We start from the raw sequence: 20,447 nt of genomic DNA, 5'->3' as shown, positions 1-20,447 counted from the left end.
TTTATACATTCTCATTTTTTATATTAAAATCAGTTTAAATGTTAACCAGCAAATGGAGTATTTATCTTTAAAAAGTTAATTATTTCATTAACTGATTGCTCATAATTTAAAAAGTAATGCCCATCTAAATCTAAAGTAATATGGTTGATATTGTTTTTATTCTTGCTATTTTCAACTAAAATATTACTCATTTTTTTACTTGGCCAGAACTTGTCATTTTCAGCTGAAAGAAATAATATTTTTCCTTTATATTTGTCAATATTAATCAATGCATCTTTATTAAAATTATTTTCTATAGACATTTCATAACATTTACAATAATCCTTATTTTCTGCCTCTTTCATAACATTTTCATCATAGTAAAATTTAATATATGGTAAATTCTCATTATTCAATGACCATGAAGGTTTAGGAGATTTCATACTAACAGGAGTAACTGGTAAACCTTGAAATACATAACAACTAGCAACACAAGCAATCGTAATTTCTGATTGCATATAATTCGATAATAGCAAAGCTGCTTCTCCTCCTTTTGATTGCCCAATAACAACTACTTGATTATCAGCTATTTTATATTTTTCTTTAATAAAATTAATAGCATTCACAAAGTATTCCATAGGAACTCTTTCTAAAGTTTTTTGGAGATCCCCAACCCCAAAATATGCTAGTAATAAAACATTATAATTCTGTTTTAAATAATTCAATAGTTCTTCACTTAATGGAGCCGGAAGCCCTGGTCTACTTCCACCTAAGATAACAACTAATGGTTTACTATCATTTTCATAAAAATCACCATAAATTTCTTTTGAACGATATTCTTTCATAACTACCTCTCCTCGTATTTAATAAAGTTTTCATAATCTGATGAAAGCACTTGGTTAATATATTGATTTACTTCGTTATCTGTAAAATTTATATTTAAAGCTTTAAGATGATAAGTACATAAAGTAAAGATTACATCTTTCAAATCACTTGTAAGCCTTTCTTCAAGCAAGTATGTTACAACACCAAATATACTTTGAGTAAGCAAAACTGAAGTTACATTTATATCATGAATATTAGATAAGTGCATTGTTTTTAAATGCTCTAATATATCTCTTAAAAAAACATTTGTCCTGTCTAGTATCTCCCAGCGTTTCTTCTCAAATAATTCATTTATTCCCATAGACCTTACAAACAGTATTTTTGATAGATCCCTATTTTTTACATATATGCAAATTGCACAAGTCATTGCTAAAGTAAATTTTTTAATGACATTAGCATTTTCATCCATAGAAACATCCGAAGCTATTTTCAAACTCATATATGAAATATCTTCGTAAATTTGTTCTAGGACTTCTTCTTTGTTATTAAAGTAAGTATAAAAAGTACCTACGGCTACAGAGGCTTCATCAGTTATGTTTTTTATTGAAGAATCTATGTATCCTTTTTCGGAAAAAACTCTTGCCGCCGCTTCAATTATGGCTTTTCTTTTTATAGCACTTTTGCTTTCTGGTTTATTAGAATTAATGTCTTTCATAACATTTTCCTCCTATATAATGAATCTGAATTCAGATTCATTATATTCCGTTCAATAAAAAATATCAATATATTTTTTAAAAATAATAATGTGTATCAGTTGAGCTACCAAAAAAAAGACTGTCCATATATAGCTATTTAAACTATATATGAACAGTCGTAGGTTTCATTGTAAAAATGCAAAATCTCTCACTTATTACAATATTCAAATTTACTGAAATCACTTTTTCCATTGGATAAATGTTAGGATAATTATTTTCATCAACGACTGATAATGCAAGTGTATTGCTTTCATTCAATAAATGTATGGCTTTTTCATAAATTATTTTTCTCCTCACATTCTTTCCTCCATTCAAATATAAATAACTTCTAAATGGCATTTTCACTTATAAAAATAGTGTTAGGCAAGTTATACTAATGCCTAACACTACAAAGTTGATATTATTTCTTTATAAATAGAATCTATATTATTCTAATTAAATTGCTTGAATTTTACACTTATGTTCCTTCTTCTTTGAATCATAACATATCGCTACAGCTAATACTTTTTTACCTTCATTTTCTTTCTTGAATTTTTCTACATATTCTTTTTCTATGATTTGTTTTATTACTACTTCTGGTAATTCATCTTTTTTAAGTTCAACAATAAAAGGAATATCATTCTTTCGCCTTGGATGAAAAGTAAAATCAGCATAACCTTTCCCCGTCTTTTCCTCACGCTCTACTCTATAAGTATCTCTAGCAGAGAGATATGCTAAAGTTAAAACACAAGACAGGCTATTTTCATCATTATACTGTAAAACTGGAATTTCTGAGTTATGAATATCATGAAGGATTTCTTCTATAACTTTTGTATCCCCCTTAACTGTTGATTTTAACATTTTCTTAGAATTTTCTATTATCTTTGAAACATATCCAAAAGATTTATCTCTTAAAGCTTTTTCAAACTCTTTCATTAATTCTTTATTAGGAATCTTTAAATATCCATCATTATATGATAAAAATCCAAGCACTATCATAGCTGAATAAATTTCTTCCTTGTTTCTTGGAGCTCCTTGCCCTGCTCTAAACTCTTCATCAATTATAATATCAATTTCTTCACCAGACACCATTTCTATAACATCATCTCTAATTTCCAAAGTATTATACTTAAGATACTCTGATACCTCGTCCATAGCACCTGTATTAGTCCAATAACTTTCACAATGGTTATTTTGTAGTGCTTTAACAACTGATCTAGGATTATATACTTTGATTCCTAATGCTGTTAAATATCCATTATACCAGCTTTCAAGTTCTTCAAAGCTTATCTCACCATTTATTGTACATAGAGTCTTTACTTCCTCTTCAGTAAAACCAAAAAATTCTCCAAAACTCCTATCTCTTAAGAATGTATATTCATCAAACATATTAAGTGCAGAACCACTTGAATATTTTTTAATTGGTAAAACCCCTGTCATATAGCAAAGTGCCACATATGGTTGATCTTTTAAAAGGTTTCTTAAAAATTCTAAGAAATCAATTTGATTTTCTTCAAAAAGATTATTAGTGAAAATATAATCCCACTCATCAAATATAAAAATAAATTCATCCTTAGTATCATATAACATAGAGCTTAAATTAAAATACTCCTCTGGATTAATATGTGGATACTTTTCAACGATATCTTTTTTTATTGTATCTCTTATCATCTTAATATAATCATCATAGGTGTTTCCAATTTCAGATATTGCATTAAAAGATATATTAATTACATTATATTTATTTAGATGTTCTTCATAACTATTAACTTTACTTATTTTAAGCTTATCAAAAATTTTTTTTGAATCTACTGCCTTAGAATAATATGATCCAAGCATATCTACAACACTTGATTTTCCAAACCGCCTTGGTCTTGTAACACATACGTACTTGCTCTTAGTTGATATTTTTTCATTTAATAATTTTATTATTAGTGATTTATCTACAAAGTACTTTTCATTCATAAGTTCTTTATAATTTTTTAGTGGCCTATCTGTGTTTAAATACATAGTCAAACTATCATCTCCTTCCATAGTTTGTTTCTCATTACAGTATACTTATTATAACATAAGCCAATATACTTTTAATATCATTAGCTTAATATCATTCTTTTAAACATGCCTTTTAATTTTGCTTCTCCTGCTGCCATTTTGTCTGAAAATCTTTTTTGATAATCTTTATTTTCTAAAAACTAAAATATTTGTGAAAATATGCTATTATATAAGGTACATAAAAGAATTTATCATATTTATGTTTTAAGTAAATGTTGATATTTTAAAAACATAATCTTATAATTAAAATTTATATTAATATCTAAGGAGAATTTCTAATGAAGCAAAAAGTAATAATGTGTTTAGTTTTAATAGGATTAACAGGTTTTAACCTTATAGGGTGTACAAACAGTAATAAGGATATTCCTCCTAAAAATGAACAACAAGAAAATGTATCTAATGAAAATAGCAAAACTAATCAAAATGATATAACTGAAGCAAATAATGATTCAGATACTAAATCAAATGCTAAGACTGTTGAAAACAGTAAAGTAACAAATAATAAAGATAAAACAGTAAAAGAAAATAATGAGACCCAAAAAACACAGGAAAGTACAAAACAGATATATATAAATAAACTAGATATTATTAAATTAGGAATGAAGGATTTAGATGAAAAGGATGCTACAGGTATTACTGCAAATATGGTTTCAGCAGCAGGTGAAAGACATAAAAGATGGGATGATGCATTAAATGAAATATATGGTGTATTAAAAAAGCAATTATCATCTGATGATATGAAGAAATTAGAGAATGAAGAAATTAAATGGATATCATGTAGAGATAATACAGCTAAAAATGACTCATCACCTTATGAAGGTGGAAGTATATATCCATACATATATACTTTAAGTTTAGCAGAAACAACTAAGGAAAGATGTTATGAATTAGTTGAAAAATACATGAAATAAAGTTTAAAAAAAGAAAAATTTTCTGCAAATACAAAATTATCTATTGAGATATTTTTTACAATTAATTAGAATATAAATCTGATATATATTAATTTGTAGGAGATGATATCTTGTCAATTGGAACATTAGGGATAATTACAATGTTATTAGGATTATTGAATATCTTAATGGCCAATATATTTCCAAATAAAAATAACATATATTTATATAAATTGTACTATTCTATTTTAGGAATAATAATTATAATTTTAGGTTTATTTTTAAGATTAAATGTTATAAGTGATAAATTATTTATAATAATATTATTAATTTTCTTTATTGTTAGTAAGATTATGAAATATAAAATATTTAAATCAAAATAAGAATTTTACAGTTTATAATATAATTATAGGCTTACATCACTTGATGTAAGCCATTTATCATATTCAAATATAGTTTTAGTTAACTAATAAAATTTGATTTATTATTGCAAAATCTTCTTAAATGACTTAATATATTTATATGCTAATACCTAAACCTAACTTTAGGTCAACCCTTTTTATGAAAAATTTAAAAATATTTTTGGAGGTACTTTATGAATTATTCCATTGGTGAGATATCTAAAATGTTAAATATATCAATATCAGCCCTACGTTACTATGATAAAGAAGGACTTCTTCCTCTTGTAAATAGAACTTCTGGAAACATACGAGTATTTGATGATACAGACATAGAATGTCTAAGAATGATAGAATGTTTAAAAAATACAGGTGTGCCACTTAAGGATATCAAACAATTTTTTGAATGGTGCGAAGAAGGAGATTCCACTATTGACTTAAGATATGAATTGTTCCTTAATCAGAAAAAAAAGACAGAACAGAAAATTGCTACTTTGCAGAAAGCTTTGCATAGCATTAATTATAAATGTGAATTTTATAGAATCGCCAAAGAAAATGGAACCACTAATGTGCCTGGATTAAAAGATGAACTTGCAATGAAATTTCTAAATGAAAACTCAAATAAATAATAAATAGGGACAATCATTAATCTATTTATTATAATAAAAAGAAAACTCTTACTTGTACATTTAATACAAGTAAGAGTTTTTTTAAACTATTGTTGTAATTCTAACCTACGTCTTTGTGCAAAGTCAGCTACTGCAGTATAAAGTACATCTGTTGAAGAATTAAGTGCAGTTTCACAAGAATCTTGTATAACACCAATTACAAATCCAACACCAACTACTTGCATAGCAATATCATTTGGAATACCAAATAAACTACAAGCAAGTGGTACTAATAATAATGATCCCCCCGCTACTCCTGAAGTTCCACATGCACTGACAGCTGATAATATAGTTAATATTATAGTTGTACCAAGATCTACATTTATACCAAGAGTATGAGTTGCAGCAAGTGCTAATACTGATATAGTTATAGCAGCACCACCCATATTTATAGTTGCTCCAAGTGGTATAGAAATTGAATACGTATCTTCATTTAGTCCAAGTTCCTCACATAATGCCATATTTACAGGTATATTAGCAGCTGAACTACGAGTGAAGAATGCTGTAATACCACTATCTTTTAAACATTTAATAACAAGTGGATATGGATTTTTATGTATTAATATAAAAGTTATTATTGGGTTTACTACTAAAGCAAAAAATGCCATACACCCAACTAGTACTAATATCAATTGTCCATATTTAATTAATGATTCTATCCCTTGCTTAGATATACTATCAAATACAAGTCCCATTATTCCAAATGGTGCTAAATTGATTATCCATCTTACAACATGTGATATAGCATCTGAAAGGTTTGCTATAAGTTCCTTAGAACCTTCATTAGCATTTTTTAGAGCAAATCCTAAAATTACTGCCCAAAATAATATTCCTATATAATTAGCATTAGAAAGTGCGCTAACTGGATTAGATACTATACTCATTAATAAATTATTTAATACTTCTCCTACTCCACTTGGTGGTGTTAAATTATCTACACTTGTAGTAAGAACTAATTTAATAGGGAATAGAAAGCTACCAATAACTCCAACTACTCCTGCTGAAAGTGTTCCTAAAAGATATAATAATATAACTGACTTCATGTTAGTCTTTTTACCTTCCTTAAACTGAGAAAGTGCAGACATTACTAAGAAAAATACTAATAATGGAGCTATTGCTTTTAATGCACCTACAAATAATGATCCAAGTATCGATATTGGTGCTCCTAAATCTGGGATTGTTAATGCAATTATTATTCCTAATATTAGACCGAATATGATTCTTTTAACTAAACTTATATTATTCCATTTTTCTATTAATTTTTTCATTTTGCCCCCCTTATTTTTATCTTAGTGTTAAAAAATACAATAAAATAATATCACAATAATGTTTTTTTAACAATAGAACCATATTTTTTTATACAGTCTTTGTGAGAAAAACTTTTTTAACTTTCTTATGAGATTTCCTCTTTTGTTATTTCAAATACATATTTAGTATACTTAAAATAATTCATTTTACCATCACGTTAAATTCCTCTTTTTACTTTCAGCTTTCTAAAACAATCAATTAAAATTTAAAAATCATAAAAATTATCTAATTCTATTCTTAGATTATGATATTTTAATATCGGAAATATAGTTATTTTATTAAATTCTAATGTATTTTGAAGCACTTGTTTACTGTCATTAAAGTAGCAACAGTTCCAACATCTATAAAGGAAACACATAAACTCTCTAAATAGATTATCATAATAATTATAGAGAGTAATAAAATAAAAAAAGATGACTTCTGTTCAATACAGAAATCATCTTCTAAATTAGTCTACTCTTTTTTAAACTGTCCTTCACAAAGCGTACAGTTTAAAAAGCATGAACTAGTACTTTTGGGTATATTAAATTAATCTCTTAAAGTTGCTCCAAGTTTATATTCTAAAGATCTTAATATCTTATCATGTGTCTTATTAACTTCTTTATCTGTTAAAGTTTTATTTTCATCTCTATATGCAATTGCATAAGCTATGCTCTTTTTGCCTTCAGGTATTTGTTTTCCTTTATATATATCAAATAACTCTACCTTTTCAACAATATTTCCACCAGCTTTTCTTATCGTTTGATCAATTTCTTGAACTAAGACTTCATCATCAACTAATAATGCAATATCTCTAGTTACTGCTGGGAATTTTGGAAGTGCTTTATATTTTCTAGCTATTTCAGCATTTTCATATAAAACATCTAGATTTATTTCTGCAACAAAGCAAGGGACATCTAATCCATAGTTGTCTGTAACATCTGGGTGAACTTCTCCAAACACACCCACCTTATTCTTACCAAGCATTAATGCTGCTGTTTTTCCTGGATGATAACTTGAATTGTCACTTTCTCTTACATAATTTGCATTATTTATTCCTAAGCCTTCAAGTATATTTTCAACTATTCCTTTTAAATCTAAGTAATCACAATCACCATAGATTCCAATAGTTAATATATTCTTTTCAGTTGGAAGTTTTGTTTCATCTTCATTTGGAATATATACTTTTCCCATTTCAAATAATCTAACAAAATCGTTATTTCTAGCATAATTTCTTTCTAAAGATTCCATAATTGAAGGAAGTGTTGTTGTTCTCATAACACTGTAATCTTCTCCTAATGGATTCTTTATCTTAACTACATTTCTAAGTTCACTATCTTCTGATAAATTAACCTTATCAAATACTTTTGGTGATACAAATGAATAACTGATAGATTGATTTAATCCACTTCCAGTTGCAAGTAGTATTATGTTATCATCTAATACTTCTTTTCTGTATTTAGATTCTCTTTCAGTAGAAACCTTAAATATTGTTGTAGGAATCTTATCATATCCATAAATTCTAGCAACTTCTTCTGCAATATCTTCTTTAATTGCAAGGTCTATTCTAAATGTAGGAGTTTTTAATACTAGATTATCTCCATCTATTTCAGTTAATATCTCTAAACTATCTAAAGCCTTTTTCATTTCATCTTTAGAAATATCTGTACCTAAGAATTTATTTATCCAATTAGAATCAACAACTAAGTTTCCTACTTCCTTTTTATTAGGATAGATATCTATAGTACCTTCCATAACTTCTCCAATACCTAGCTCACATACTAAAGCACAAGCTCTATCTAATGCTAATTGTGCTAAGTTTGGATCAATGTCTTTTTCAAATCTAGCAGAAGCTTCTGTTCTTAAATTTAATCTTTTAGAATTTACTCTTATATTAGTTCCATCAAAATTTGCACATTCAAAAACAATTTCTATAGTATCATCTTTAACTTCTGAGTTTAAACCACCCATTATTCCAGCAAGAGCTACTGTTCTATCTCCATCTTTAATACAAAGCATAGAGCTATCTAATTCTCTTTCAATTTCATCTAAAGTTGTAAACTTTTCTTTATCATTCGCTCTTTCTACAACTATTTTATTATTTGTAAGCTCTCTTCTATCGAAAGCATGCATTGGCTGACCTATTTCTAACATAACAAAATTTGTTATATCAACAATATTGTTTATAGGTCTTACACCTGCTTCAAGTAACCTTTCTTGCATCCAACCTGGTGATGGTGCAATTTTAACATTCTTAACTCCTCTTGCCATATATCTATTGCAAAGTTCATCTTTTATTTCAACCTTAAGATCATCATTAATATTAGATGAATTTGAAGTTTTGTATTCTAAATTAGGCATTTTATAAGAAGTTCTTAAAGTTGCAGCTGCTTCTCTTGCCATACCTATCATACTTAAACAATCTGGTCTATTTGAAGTTATTTCAAAATCTAATATTGCCTTATTTAATCCTAAAACTTCTTTAATATCTTTACCTAATTCAGTATCAGTTGGTAATATTAATAAACCATGAACCGGCTCATCTCCTGCTGTTCCTAATTCTTCTTCTGAGCAGAACATACCATTTGAAACAACACCTCTAAGTTTTCCTTTTTTAATTTTAGTTCCATCTGCTAAGACTGAACCATGTAAAGCAACAGGCACAACATCTTGTTCTTTCATATTAGTTGCTGCAGTTACTATTTGTATTTCTTCAGTTCCAATATCCACTTGACAAATACTTAATTTATCCGCATCTGGATGTTTTTCAATCTTTACAATTTTTCCTGTAACTACATTTTGTATTACATCTCCTTGAACAATTACTTCTTCAAGTTGTGAACCTGATAAAGTTAATCTATCTCCTAATTCTTTTGGACTTACATTTATTTCTGCATAATCTTTTAACCAATTATATGGTATCTTCATATTTCTTACCTCCGTAGTTTAGAATTGATTTAAAAATCTCATATCACTTTCATATAATAATCTGATATCATCTATACCGTACTTAAGCATTACCATTCTATCAACACCAAATCCAAATGCAAATCCGCTATAAACTTCAGGATCTATTCCACAATTTCTTAATACGTTTGGATGTACCATTCCGCATCCTAGTACTTCTATCCATCCACTGCCTTTACATACTTTACAACCTTCTCCTCCACATACGAAACAAGTTGCATCCATTTCAGCTGATGGTTCTGTAAATGGGAAATGATGTGGTCTAAATTTTGTTACAACTTTATCGCCAAACATCTTTTTAGCAAATAGTTCTAAAGTTCCTTTTAAATCTGCAAAAGTAACTCCTTTATCTATAACTAAACCTTCCATTTGATAGAATATAGGTGAATGAGTTGCATCAACTGCATCTGATCTATAAACTTTTCCTGGAGAAATCATCTTTATTGGTGGTTGTTGTTTTTCCATTGTTCTAATTTGAACTGGAGAAGTTTGCGTTCTTAAAACTATATTATCATTTATATAGAATGTATCTTGCTCACTTCTTGCTGGATGATCCTTTGGAATATTTAATGCTTCAAAATTATAATGATCAAGTTCTACTTCTGGACCTTCTTCAATAGTAAATCCCATTGAAATAAAAATTTCCTTCATACTTTCTAATGTTAAATCTAATGGATGTCTTTTTCCTATTACCTTCTTCTTTCCTGGAAGAGAAATATCTATAACTTCACTAGAAAGTTTCTTTTGTTTTTCTTTTTGTTTTATATCACTTGCAATTAGCTCTATTTTATCTTCTAATATGCTTTTTGCTTCATTAACTAATTTACCTATTAGAGGTCTTTCTTCAGGTGATACACTACCCATGCCTCTTAATATTGTAGTAAGTTCTCCTTTTTTTCCTAAGAATTTAACTCTTATTTCTTCTAATTCACTGCTTTTTGAAACACTTTCAAGTTTTTTCAATGCAGCTTCTTGAATTTCTTTAAGTTTTTCTTTCATTTCTTTTCTCCTTTCAATATTGGTAATATTTTTAATTAATATTAAGTACCGTGTTAGGCACATGAAATAAAATAATAGATCAAAGATGTGTTCTATATTCTGTGTCAGACAAGGAAGCAACTTCACTTAACAGTGAGCTATTAGCTAAATTTTCTGACGCAGTATGACACAAAATAGATGAAAATACTGGTCTATTATTTTTTGAATGTGCCTTATTTTTAAGCAAAAAAAATCCATCCCTAATAAAAGGGACGAATTATCCGCGTTACCACCCTAATTGAAACTTATAATATAAGAATCCAACTTAATATTTTAACGGTATTACCGCTAACTACTACTTTAAAATTTCACAGTTAGGACTCCCGAGTGAACTTCAATACTATTTCATTTAAAAAAGCTTTCAGTCTATGGCTTTTTCTCCCTACAAATTTCTTAATATCTACTCTCTCGTTCATAGTCTTTTATTATTTAATTCTATATCATTATACAAATAAACCAATTTAATTTCAATAGATTAATCCAAATTTTGTTTAGGCACATGAAAGAAAATAATAAATCAAAAATACGCTGTATATTTTGTGTCAGACGAGAAGCTAAGGCTCGCTAATAGTGAACTATTAGTGAAACTTGGCGACAAAGTATGACGCAAAATAAACAAGCAGAGTGGTCTATTATTTTTTGAATGTACCTTAAATAGAATTTTGTCGTACCTTTTCATAAATTATAATTGATGTGGCTATTGCTACATTTAAAGATTCGGCTCCTCCTGGCATAGGAATTTTCACTCTACTATCTGCTAAGTTCAAGACCTCTTCTGAAACACCGTTTCCTTCATTACCAACAGTTAATATTATTTTCCCTGATAATTCTTCTTTAAAGAAATCTTCACTACTTTCAAGTGAAGTTACTACTAATTTAAATCCATCCTGCTTTAAGTTTTTTATTAATGATAAATCTTCATCATAATAAATAGGAAGATAAAAAAGTGAACCCATAGTTGCTCTTATTGTCTTTTCATTATATATATCAACTGTTCCTTTTGAAAGTATTATCCCATTTACTCCAGCAGCATGTGCAGTCCTAATTATTGTTCCCATATTTCCTGGATCTTGCAGTTTATCACAAAATAAATAAAAATCTCCTGAAACATCAAATTTCTTCTGTTTCATACTAGTCACAGCTATTATACCTTGTGGATTTTCTGTAGATGTTAAATCTTTAAATAAGTTATCTGAAATACAGTATATCTTCACCTTATCTTTTATTTCGTCTCCAAGATAAGTTTCTATTTTTTCATATGCATTCTTAGTTAGCATTAAATAATCAATATCTAAATTTGCCTTAAATCCTTCATCAATTAATCTAAAACCTTCAATAACATACTTATTATTTTTATTTCTATTTTTTCTATCTTTTAATTTTTTAGTATCTTTATATAAATTATTATCTTTACTTTCAATAAAAATCAAAGTATATACACCTCAATTAATTTAATCTTACTATCATACCCTCAAGCTTACTTAAATCTTTTGCTGATCCTATGGCAACTATTATATCATTAGCATTTACAATATCATCTGCATAAGGAGAAATATTTATATCATCACCTTTTTTAATTGCCATAACATTTATTCCATATTGACTTCTTAATTTTATATCTCTTAAGCTCTTACCGTTCCATTCTTCTAATGCTTGAATTTCCATTATACTATAATCTGGAGATAATTCAATATAATCTAGTATACTTGATGAAACTAAATTATGTGCTACTCTAACTCCCATATCTTGTTCTGGTAAAATTACTCTATCAGCACCAATTTTATATAATACTTTAGAGTGTATTTTATTATTTGCTTTAGCTATTATATACTTGACGCCTAACTCTTTAACAAGTAATGTTGCCATAACGCTTGCTTGTATATTAGCCCCTATAGTAACTATTGCAACATCAAAATTTCTAAGACCTAATGTCCTTAAAGCACTTTCATCAGTAGCATCCATTTGTACTGCATGAGTAACATTATCAGAAATTTCTTGTATTATGTCTTCATCTTTATCAATTACTAAAACATCATTCCCTAATTCATATAAAGTTTCTGCAACAGAAGACCCAAATCTTCCAAGTCCAATTACAACAAATTGTTTGTTTGTCAAATCAAGTCACTCCTAACCTATTAATATCTTCGCTTCAGGATATTTATATCCTGTTTTTTTCTTTTTACTTACCAATGCTAAAATTACTGTTACTGGTCCTACTCTACCACAATACATTGTGATTGCTATTATTATTTTACCTACTGTTGATAACTGTTGAGTTACTCCAGTAGTTAATCCTACTGTTCCAAAAGCAGATGTTGCTTCATAAAGTAAATTTATAAATGATTGATCTGGTTCTGTTACTGTTAAAATCATGGTAACTCCCATTACTAACATCATTGCAATAACAAGTAACGTAAAAGCTCTGTAAACTATATCTTTTGAAAATCTTCTTTTGAAAACTTCAGTATCTTCTCTTCCTCTTAATACAGAAATTACAGTAAACATTAAAATACCAAATGTAGCCGTTTTTAATCCTCCTGCTGTAGATCCTGATGATCCTCCAATAAACATTAAGAATATTGTTACTAATTTTCCTGACATAGACATTCCATCAGTAGATACACTATTAAAACCTGCTGTTCTTGGAGATACAGATGCGAAATATGCATTTAGAATTTTGTCTTTAAAATTCATATTTCCAAATGTATTCGGATTGTTATATTCAAAAATTAATAGTAATAAGAATCCCCCTATTATTAATCCAGCTGTAACTAAAAGAACCATTTTAGAATTAACAGATAGTCTTTTTGCTCCTTTATAATTATATATTTCAAGCCAAACTGTAAATCCTAATCCTCCAATAATAATTAATGAACTTATTGTTAAAAGTATAACCACATTGCTTGAATATCCAACCAAACTATTAAAATTACCAATCAAATCAAATCCTGCATTACAAAAAGCAGATATAGAATGAAATAAACTGTATAAACTACCTTTTATAATTCCAAACTGTGGTATGAATTGCGTTGATAACAATAGTGCCCCACAAAACTGAACAGAAAATGTTAAGGCAAATACATACTGAACCATTCTTACTAAACCTTCAATATTAAATGTGTTCATAGCCTCTTGCATAAGCAATCTGTCCCTTAGTGTTATTTTCTTTCCAAACAATATTGCTATAAAAGTTGTAAGAGACATAAATCCTAGACCGCCTATCTCTATTAAAAGGATAATTACTGTTTGTCCAAAAGGACTCCAATAAGTCCCTGTATCTAACGTAATAAGTCCTGTAACACAAACTGCGGATGTTGATGTAAAAATAGCATCTATAAAATTTGTATATACACCAGAAGCTGATGAAATAGGTAAGGTTAATAGAAGAGCCCCTATAAATATTACTATTGCAAAACCTAATGATAATACTTGTACAGCATTAAGTCGTACCTTTTTAGTTAAAAACTTTGACATATACTCACCCCTAAAGGTTAATTTTTTCACCTTATCAAATATAATTTAAATAATATTTTATTCTTTCTATTTTTTATATACCATTTTGCTATATGTTATATATTAAAGAATTATTAGATAATTTTATCTACATAATAATTCTTGAATATATAAATAAAATGCGACCTAAGTCGCATTTTATACTAAGCGTTTATTTGTTTTTTAGCAACTTCTACTAAATCTGCAAACGCTTTTGAATCATTTATAGCTATTTCTGATAACATTTTTCTGTTTATATCAATTCCTGCTAATTTAATTCCATTCATGAATTTTGAATATGAAAGACCATTCATTCTTGTTGCTGCATTTATTCTAGCAATCCATAGTCTTCTATAATCTCTCTTCTTATTTTTTCTTCCAACATAAGAATTTCTTAATGCTCTAATTACTGATTCGTTAGCAGTTTTAAATAACTTACTCTTTCCACCGTAGTATCCTTTTGCAAGTTTTAAAACTTTTTTATGATTCTTACGAGCGTTTTTTGCTCTTTTTACTCTTGCCATGCTTTAAACCTCCTGTAATCTATCGTTAATTATAGATATGGTAATAATTTCTTCATTACTTTTTCTTGTGATTTTGACACGTAGCCAGCTTTTCTAAGATTTCTCTTTGTTTTAGAACTTTTCTTAGTTAGGATATGGCTCTTGAAAGCTTTAGCTCTCTTAAGTTTTCCTGTTCCTGTTTTCTTAAATCTTTTTGCTGCACCTCTATGACTTTTCATTTTTGGCATGATAAAATCCTCCTCTCAAGTTATGCCTTTTTAGGGCCTAAAACCATTGTCATATTTCTGCCTTCCTTTTTAGGATGTTTTTCTATTTGGCAGACATCTTGTAATTTATTTGCGAAGTTATCGAGAATCCTTTGCCCAATATGAGTAAGTTCCATCTCTCTACCTCTAAACCTAACAGTGATTTTAACTTTATCTCCATCTAATAAGAACTTTCTAGCATTTTTTGCTTTTATTTCAATATCATGTTCTTCTATTGTAAGACCAACTCTTACTTCTTTGATGCTTATAACTTTTTGTTTTTTCTTTGCTTCTTTTTCTTTTTTAGATTGCTCATATATGAACTTACCAAAGTCCATTATCTTACAAACTGGAGGGTTTGCATTTGGTGAAATCATAACTAAATCTAACTCTTGTTCTTCTGCTATCTTCATAGCTTCTCTTGAAGATATTACACCTAGTTGAGATCCATCATTTGCAACTACTCTTAATTCCTTTTGTCTTATTTCTTCATTAATAAAATAATCTTTACTAATACTTTTCACCTCCGAATAGCTATATACATAATAAAAAGACGGCAACATTGCCGTCTTGTATTATCACTACTTTGAATCTAGAGATATTAACCATACTAGTAACTTTAAACTGTACGGTGAGAAACGGCTATGTTTCTTCTTGACAAAAATTATTCTATCATTTCTCTTATAATGTGTCAATACTTTTTACATTTATTTTTTTATTTATACATTTATTGCACCCAGAACAATATTCAACTCTTTCACCAAAGACACTATTTATAGTTTCTAAAAATTCTTTATTCGTAGAATTTTCTTTTTTATGAATGATGATTTTTTTTGGAGTATTTGTGATTAGTCCACTTATTAATACATCTTCAGTACTTACATCACTTATTCTTTTACAATCAGCAAATTCTTGCATAAAATTTTTCAACAAATCTTTTTCATTATTATCTGTTACTATATATCCTCCATCATCTTCTATTATTATATTTATCAAATCTATTTTACACTCTTGTATATCAACAAAATATTTTAATAATTTTACAAATTCCTGATATTCTTTTTCAACTATAAAGTCTTCTACAACTTTTTGTATTATTTTTTCTATATCTTCTCTAAGTTTTCTCATTCTAAATGTAATAAAACCATTTATATTAATTTCTTGTTTTTCTTTTATACATTCTCTTATTTCTTCAACTATTCCGTTCATTTTATTTAAATAGTATACAGAATTTATATCTTTTAAACACTCTTCACATTTTAAGATTTTTATTATCTTATCTTCTACTTCTAATATTTCATCTTGTTTTAAGAAAAAATAACTTTCTGTCAAAAATTCAAGCATCTCTTTTTTTCTATAATTATCAATTACTATTCTATATAAAATATTACTTACATATAAATTAATTATATCTTCTATTTTTTCATTATACGATTCTTCTTCACAAATAATTTTAATAATATGAGTTTCTCCTTCAATACTTTCTACTAATCCTATTATTATATCTTTTTTCTTTAGTAATTCTCTTAGCTCTTGTAATTCACTGACAAAATCTAATTCCTCATTATAAGCTAATTTTAAAACAAGCATGGATTTCACTCCCTTCTTACATTAGTATGTAGTAAATTCAAATGAGTTATGCGAATAAAAAAATTCTTTAATTCCCATTTTAATAGGGTATTGTATTTTTAATAATATTGTAGTAACTTTTTATTAGGTACATGAAAGAAAATAATATACCAAATATGTGTCATATATTTTATGGCAGACAATGAGACAAGTTTAGTTAATAGCAAACTATTAACTAAATTTGCCGACTCAGTATGACGTAAAATAGGTAAGCATACTGGTCTATTATTTTTTGAATGTACCTTAATTAATATTAAAGGAGTACTATTATGTATTGTTTTATAGATTATAGAGCAACTAAAGAAGAACTGGATAACCTAATTAAAATCAAAATAGAACCACTATTAGTTCCTAAATGTCCAAATGTATATGAAGCAATAAATGGACATCCAGATATTCAATTGAATATATTAAAAAATGGCTCAAATAATAAAATAATTCTACAAAAAAATATATGTAAAAATTTTATAAAAACCTTAAACAATAAGAATATAAACTATATTATTTCAAAAACATCCTTGTCTAATACATATCCTGGAGATATAATTTTAAACTCATTAATTCTTGATAATTATTTTATACACAATCTAAAATATACTGATAAAAACCTTTTAGAATCCCAAAAATTAAAAAATTTAATTCATGTATCTCAAGGTTATACTAAATGTTCTGTACTACCTATTAATGACAGATCACTTATAACCAGTGATGTTGGGATTTACAAAAATTTAATTAATTTAAATTTTGATGTTCTTTTACTCCCACCTGGTGATATAGTTCTTCCTTCATTAAACTATGGATTTATAGGAGGTACTGGTGGAATGATATCTAAAGATAGGATTGCTTTCTTTGGTGAATTAGATAATTATAAATGGGGTAATGAAATAAAAAAATTTCTCTCTAAATACAATATATCTCCTATTTATTTAAGAAAAGGTAAATTAATAGATAGAGGTAGTTTACTTACCCTTTAAACATTAGTACTATTTTAATAATCTTCACTATATAATAATATGATTTTAATTTTGTTGTGTTCCTAATTAATCTTTTTATAAATTTCTAAAAAAGATTAAAGTGGCTATGCCATACTTCAATGAACAGTTGGTAATTAGAGCATAAATCTTTACTCTAAATTTTATAATCATTTCATATATATTTTCTAATTAAGTTATTACATTTATAATCTTTTATATAAGTTCCTTACTATAGTGGTCAGTAATATTATTTATAAATATTTTAAGATTTATATTAATGAACAAACTTTATTGGAAGTTATATTCTTTAGAAATTCTATAACTTCCTCTATGAATAAAAAAAATGTGTTTTAACATTAATTTGTTAAAACACATTTTTCTATATTCTAAGTAACTTTTTCTATTTATTGAGTTTTATTCAATAATTAAATCAGTACTATTCATATATGACTTCTAGTTCCTGCAGAATCTTTTCTAACTATCATTCATATATGCTTAACTTGAGACTAATAATTCTATTTATACCAAAATATAGACTTTATATTAGCCACATGAAATAAAATAATAAAGCAACAATGCGTTGTATATTTTATTTTGTATTATTTTTTAATAAAGTTCCTATATCTTCATTTGTAAATGCATATTTTGTATTACAAAAATTACATACTATTTCTTCATTTTTTCCTTCATCATATATTTCTTGTAAATCACTTTTTCCTATAGAGATTAAAGCCTTTTCTACTTTTTCTCTAGAACAATCACATTTATATTCTGGGTATATTGAATCTAATATATTTAAATCCATTCCTTCAAAAATAAATTCTAATATCTCCTCTATAGTTTTTCCTTCTGATATTAATGAAGTAATAGGTGGTATTTCTTCTAATCTATATGTTACTAAATCTGCTAATAATGGATCTGCACCTGGCATCATTTGAATTATAAATCCACCTGCTGCTTTTATTGATAAATCTTTATCAACTAAAACTCCTAATGATACTGCTGATGGTGTTTGCTCTGATACTGTAAAATAATAAGCAAAATCCTCTGCAATTTCTCCACTATATATTGGTACTTGACCTACATATGGATCTTTTAATCCTAAATCTTTTATTACATATAAAAGACCATCTTTACCAATAGCACCTCCAACATCTAATTTACCTTTTTCATTAAGTTCTCTATTTATATGAGGGTTTCCTATAAAGCCTTTAACATTTGCATCATTGTGAGCAGTTATTGTTATACCTCTTGCTTCTCCCCCTCCATTAATTTTTAATGTAACTGATTCTTTATCAGATTTTAGTGTAGCCCCCATTAATGTTCCAGCTGTAAGCATTCTTCCTAATGCAGCAGCTGCTACAGGAGTACAATCATGTATTTTACTTCCTTCACTAACTAAATTAGTTGTAATCCCTCCAATTATTCTAATCATACCTTCTTTTGCTGTTGCTCTAACAATTTTATCTTTCATAAATATCGCCTCCATTTATTTACTTACAACGTAAACTATTCTTTCACTCTCTTCATCCACGTCTTTATTAACGTATCCCTCAAATTTCCCAAGCATTTTAAAACCACATTGCTTCAAAGCTTTTTCTATATATTCTTCCTTATAAGCTTTTTCTATATGTTCTTCTTCAAACTTTTCATATAAGCTAGTATCCTTGTCCTTAACAAAAAAAGTTAAAAACATATTTAATATTTCATCTTCAAAAACATTTTCCCATGTATAGAAAACATCATCTGAATTATATGTATATATATTATTTCCTAATATAGTTGATAACTTATAATAAGAGTTTATGTCAAATATAAATAATCCATCTTCTTTTAAATGATTATATACACCTTTGAAGTATTCAATTAAATCTTCATTATCTGTAATATAATTAGTTGAGTCAAGTACAGATGTTATTAGATTAAACTTGTGATTTAATGATAAATCGGACATATCTTGACATATTATTTTAGCTTTAATTTTGCTTTTTTTAAATTTATCAAAAGCTACATTTAACATATCTTCTGATAAATCTACTGCATAAATATTTTTAAAATATTTAGCTACATTTACACCAACATTACCTGTTCCACATGCTAAATCTAAATAATCGTCATATCCTATTCCATGTTCTTTACATAGCTCTAATATTCTATTGCTAACTAAAGTATAATCTATATCTTCATATATTAATTTATCATAAATATTTGCAAACTCTCCATAAGCCATAAGTTGTTAACCATCCTTAAATATAATTATTCCAACAATTATATTATATCTTAATACTTAATTAGTCAACTTTATGGCTTATTTTAACCTATTATCTAAATTTACTTTAAAATATATAAAAATTTCTATTATGTCTTAATGTACACACTATATAGATTATTTTTCTGCATCTTCCATACCATCATTGCCTTCTATTATTTGATTATTAGTTGGCATCTTGAGTTGTTTTTTTCGTTTAGTCATAAGTCCTCCTATGCGCCCAGTCTCTTCTGCTGAAAGACCACCCCAACCTTCTTTATTTACTTTATCGCTTAAACCTAATTCTTCTGCAATTTCATACTTAAGTTTTTCTCTCATCTTTTCAAGTTCTGTAAGTTCTTTATTTGATTTTATTTTTGATTTTATTATTTTTTTTAATGGTGTACTACTCATATATCTATCAACTCCTCTCAAAAAATAAATAATAAAATTTTTTAATTAAACTAGTATTAATAAAATATATAACTTTATTGATT

Annotated in this window: 21 protein-coding genes and 1 other annotated feature; of the genes, 3 read left to right on the top strand and 18 right to left on the bottom strand. The window is 27.2% G+C overall.

The genetic code is table 11. From position 1 onward, the window contains the following. Window positions 1-41: 41 nt before the first annotated feature. The 4 genes from ACYUET_RS00965 to ACYUET_RS00950 all read right to left on the bottom strand — a co-directional run bounded on the left by ACYUET_RS00965 (window position 42) and on the right by ACYUET_RS00950 (window position 3,572). Window positions 42-824: an acyl-CoA thioester hydrolase/BAAT C-terminal domain-containing protein gene (locus ACYUET_RS00965; protein WP_460277207.1), complete on the bottom strand. Its 783-nt coding sequence runs from the start codon at window positions 822-824 to the stop codon at window positions 42-44. Window positions 825-826: 2 nt separating this feature from the next. Continuing rightward, complete coding sequence (locus ACYUET_RS00960) at window positions 827-1,519, bottom strand: TetR/AcrR family transcriptional regulator (protein ID WP_460277205.1); 693 nt, start codon at window positions 1,517-1,519, stop codon at window positions 827-829. A 142-nt stretch (window positions 1,520-1,661) separates the two neighbouring features. Beyond that, the gene (locus ACYUET_RS00955; RefSeq protein ID WP_460277203.1) at window positions 1,662-1,856 is read right to left on the bottom strand and encodes a hypothetical protein; all 195 of its coding nucleotides are present in this window, start codon (window positions 1,854-1,856) and stop codon (window positions 1,662-1,664) included. 138 nt (window positions 1,857-1,994) lie between these two features. After that, window positions 1,995-3,572, bottom strand: a complete 1,578-nt coding sequence (locus tag ACYUET_RS00950) for an AAA family ATPase (RefSeq protein ID WP_460277201.1) — start codon at window positions 3,570-3,572, stop codon at window positions 1,995-1,997. 296 nt (window positions 3,573-3,868) lie between these two features. Here ACYUET_RS00950 and ACYUET_RS00945 point away from each other — a divergent pair, with 296 nt between their 5' ends. Both ACYUET_RS00945 and ACYUET_RS00940 read left to right on the top strand, forming a co-directional pair. Beyond that, window positions 3,869-4,501, top strand: coding sequence for a lysozyme inhibitor LprI family protein (locus ACYUET_RS00945; protein WP_460277199.1), 633 nt, complete (start codon window positions 3,869-3,871; stop codon window positions 4,499-4,501). 574 nt (window positions 4,502-5,075) lie between these two features. Next, the gene (locus ACYUET_RS00940) at window positions 5,076-5,507 is read left to right on the top strand and encodes a MerR family transcriptional regulator (protein ID WP_460277198.1); all 432 of its coding nucleotides are present in this window, start codon (window positions 5,076-5,078) and stop codon (window positions 5,505-5,507) included. Between the two features lie 86 nt (window positions 5,508-5,593). On the opposite strand, the gene sstT is transcribed toward ACYUET_RS00940, so the two are convergent. From sstT to ytxC, 11 genes are all read right to left on the bottom strand, one after another. Next, complete coding sequence (gene sstT, locus ACYUET_RS00935) at window positions 5,594-6,814, bottom strand: serine/threonine transporter SstT (RefSeq protein ID WP_460277196.1); 1,221 nt, start codon at window positions 6,812-6,814, stop codon at window positions 5,594-5,596. Window positions 6,815-7,382: 568 nt separating this feature from the next. Then, window positions 7,383-9,761, bottom strand: coding sequence for a phenylalanine--tRNA ligase subunit beta (gene pheT, locus ACYUET_RS00930; protein WP_460277194.1), 2,379 nt, complete (start codon window positions 9,759-9,761; stop codon window positions 7,383-7,385). An 18-nt stretch (window positions 9,762-9,779) separates the two neighbouring features. After that, window positions 9,780-10,799, bottom strand: coding sequence for a phenylalanine--tRNA ligase subunit alpha (gene pheS / locus ACYUET_RS00925; protein WP_460277192.1), 1,020 nt, complete (start codon window positions 10,797-10,799; stop codon window positions 9,780-9,782). 79 nt (window positions 10,800-10,878) lie between these two features. After that, window positions 10,879-11,025, bottom strand: coding sequence for a hypothetical protein (locus ACYUET_RS00920; protein ID WP_460277191.1), 147 nt, complete (start codon window positions 11,023-11,025; stop codon window positions 10,879-10,881). 18 nt (window positions 11,026-11,043) lie between these two features. After that, window positions 11,044-11,263 (bottom strand) — a binding site (T-box leader). Window positions 11,264-11,488: 225 nt separating this feature from the next. Beyond that, window positions 11,489-12,268 carry a TrmH family RNA methyltransferase gene (locus ACYUET_RS00915; RefSeq protein ID WP_460277189.1) on the bottom strand — a complete coding sequence of 260 codons (780 nt, stop codon included), beginning with the start codon at window positions 12,266-12,268 and terminating at the stop codon, window positions 11,489-11,491. 16 nt (window positions 12,269-12,284) lie between these two features. Continuing rightward, window positions 12,285-12,953: a potassium channel family protein gene (locus tag ACYUET_RS00910; RefSeq protein WP_460277187.1), complete on the bottom strand. Its 669-nt coding sequence runs from the start codon at window positions 12,951-12,953 to the stop codon at window positions 12,285-12,287. A 12-nt stretch (window positions 12,954-12,965) separates the two neighbouring features. Further along, window positions 12,966-14,312: a TrkH family potassium uptake protein gene (locus ACYUET_RS00905; RefSeq protein ID WP_460277186.1), complete on the bottom strand. Its 1,347-nt coding sequence runs from the start codon at window positions 14,310-14,312 to the stop codon at window positions 12,966-12,968. Window positions 14,313-14,494: 182 nt separating this feature from the next. Continuing rightward, window positions 14,495-14,854: a 50S ribosomal protein L20 gene (gene rplT / locus ACYUET_RS00900; protein WP_460277184.1), complete on the bottom strand. Its 360-nt coding sequence runs from the start codon at window positions 14,852-14,854 to the stop codon at window positions 14,495-14,497. A 29-nt stretch (window positions 14,855-14,883) separates the two neighbouring features. Further along, window positions 14,884-15,081 carry a 50S ribosomal protein L35 gene (gene rpmI / locus ACYUET_RS00895; RefSeq protein WP_090089354.1) on the bottom strand — a complete coding sequence of 66 codons (198 nt, stop codon included), beginning with the start codon at window positions 15,079-15,081 and terminating at the stop codon, window positions 14,884-14,886. 20 nt (window positions 15,082-15,101) lie between these two features. Next, complete coding sequence (gene infC / locus ACYUET_RS00890; RefSeq protein WP_460277182.1) at window positions 15,102-15,623, bottom strand: translation initiation factor IF-3; 522 nt, start codon at window positions 15,621-15,623, stop codon at window positions 15,102-15,104. Window positions 15,624-15,780: 157 nt separating this feature from the next. Continuing rightward, window positions 15,781-16,689, bottom strand: coding sequence for a putative sporulation protein YtxC (gene ytxC / locus ACYUET_RS00885; protein WP_460277180.1), 909 nt, complete (start codon window positions 16,687-16,689; stop codon window positions 15,781-15,783). 308 nt (window positions 16,690-16,997) lie between these two features. On the opposite strand from ytxC, the gene ACYUET_RS00880 reads away from it, so the two are divergent. After that, entirely contained in the window at window positions 16,998-17,702 is a 705-nt protein-coding gene (locus ACYUET_RS00880; protein WP_460277178.1) for a DUF6873 family GME fold protein, read from the top strand. Window positions 17,703-18,291: 589 nt separating this feature from the next. Here ACYUET_RS00880 and hslO read toward each other — a convergent pair. The 3 genes from hslO to ACYUET_RS00865 form a co-directional block, all read right to left on the bottom strand. Beyond that, window positions 18,292-19,176 (bottom strand): Hsp33 family molecular chaperone HslO, encoded by an 885-nt coding sequence (gene hslO / locus ACYUET_RS00875; RefSeq protein WP_460277176.1) that lies wholly within the window; start codon window positions 19,174-19,176, stop codon window positions 18,292-18,294. Between the two features lie 15 nt (window positions 19,177-19,191). Further along, the gene (locus tag ACYUET_RS00870; RefSeq protein ID WP_460277174.1) at window positions 19,192-19,932 is read right to left on the bottom strand and encodes a class I SAM-dependent DNA methyltransferase; all 741 of its coding nucleotides are present in this window, start codon (window positions 19,930-19,932) and stop codon (window positions 19,192-19,194) included. Between the two features lie 156 nt (window positions 19,933-20,088). Further along, complete coding sequence (locus tag ACYUET_RS00865; protein WP_460277172.1) at window positions 20,089-20,364, bottom strand: small, acid-soluble spore protein, alpha/beta type; 276 nt, start codon at window positions 20,362-20,364, stop codon at window positions 20,089-20,091. Window positions 20,365-20,447: the final 83 nt, after the last annotated feature.

Source organism: Clostridium sp. CTA-5, assembly GCF_054768135.1.
The sequence above is the reverse complement of the archived record's forward strand: the minus strand, read 5'-3'. Positions and strand labels throughout refer to the sequence as shown.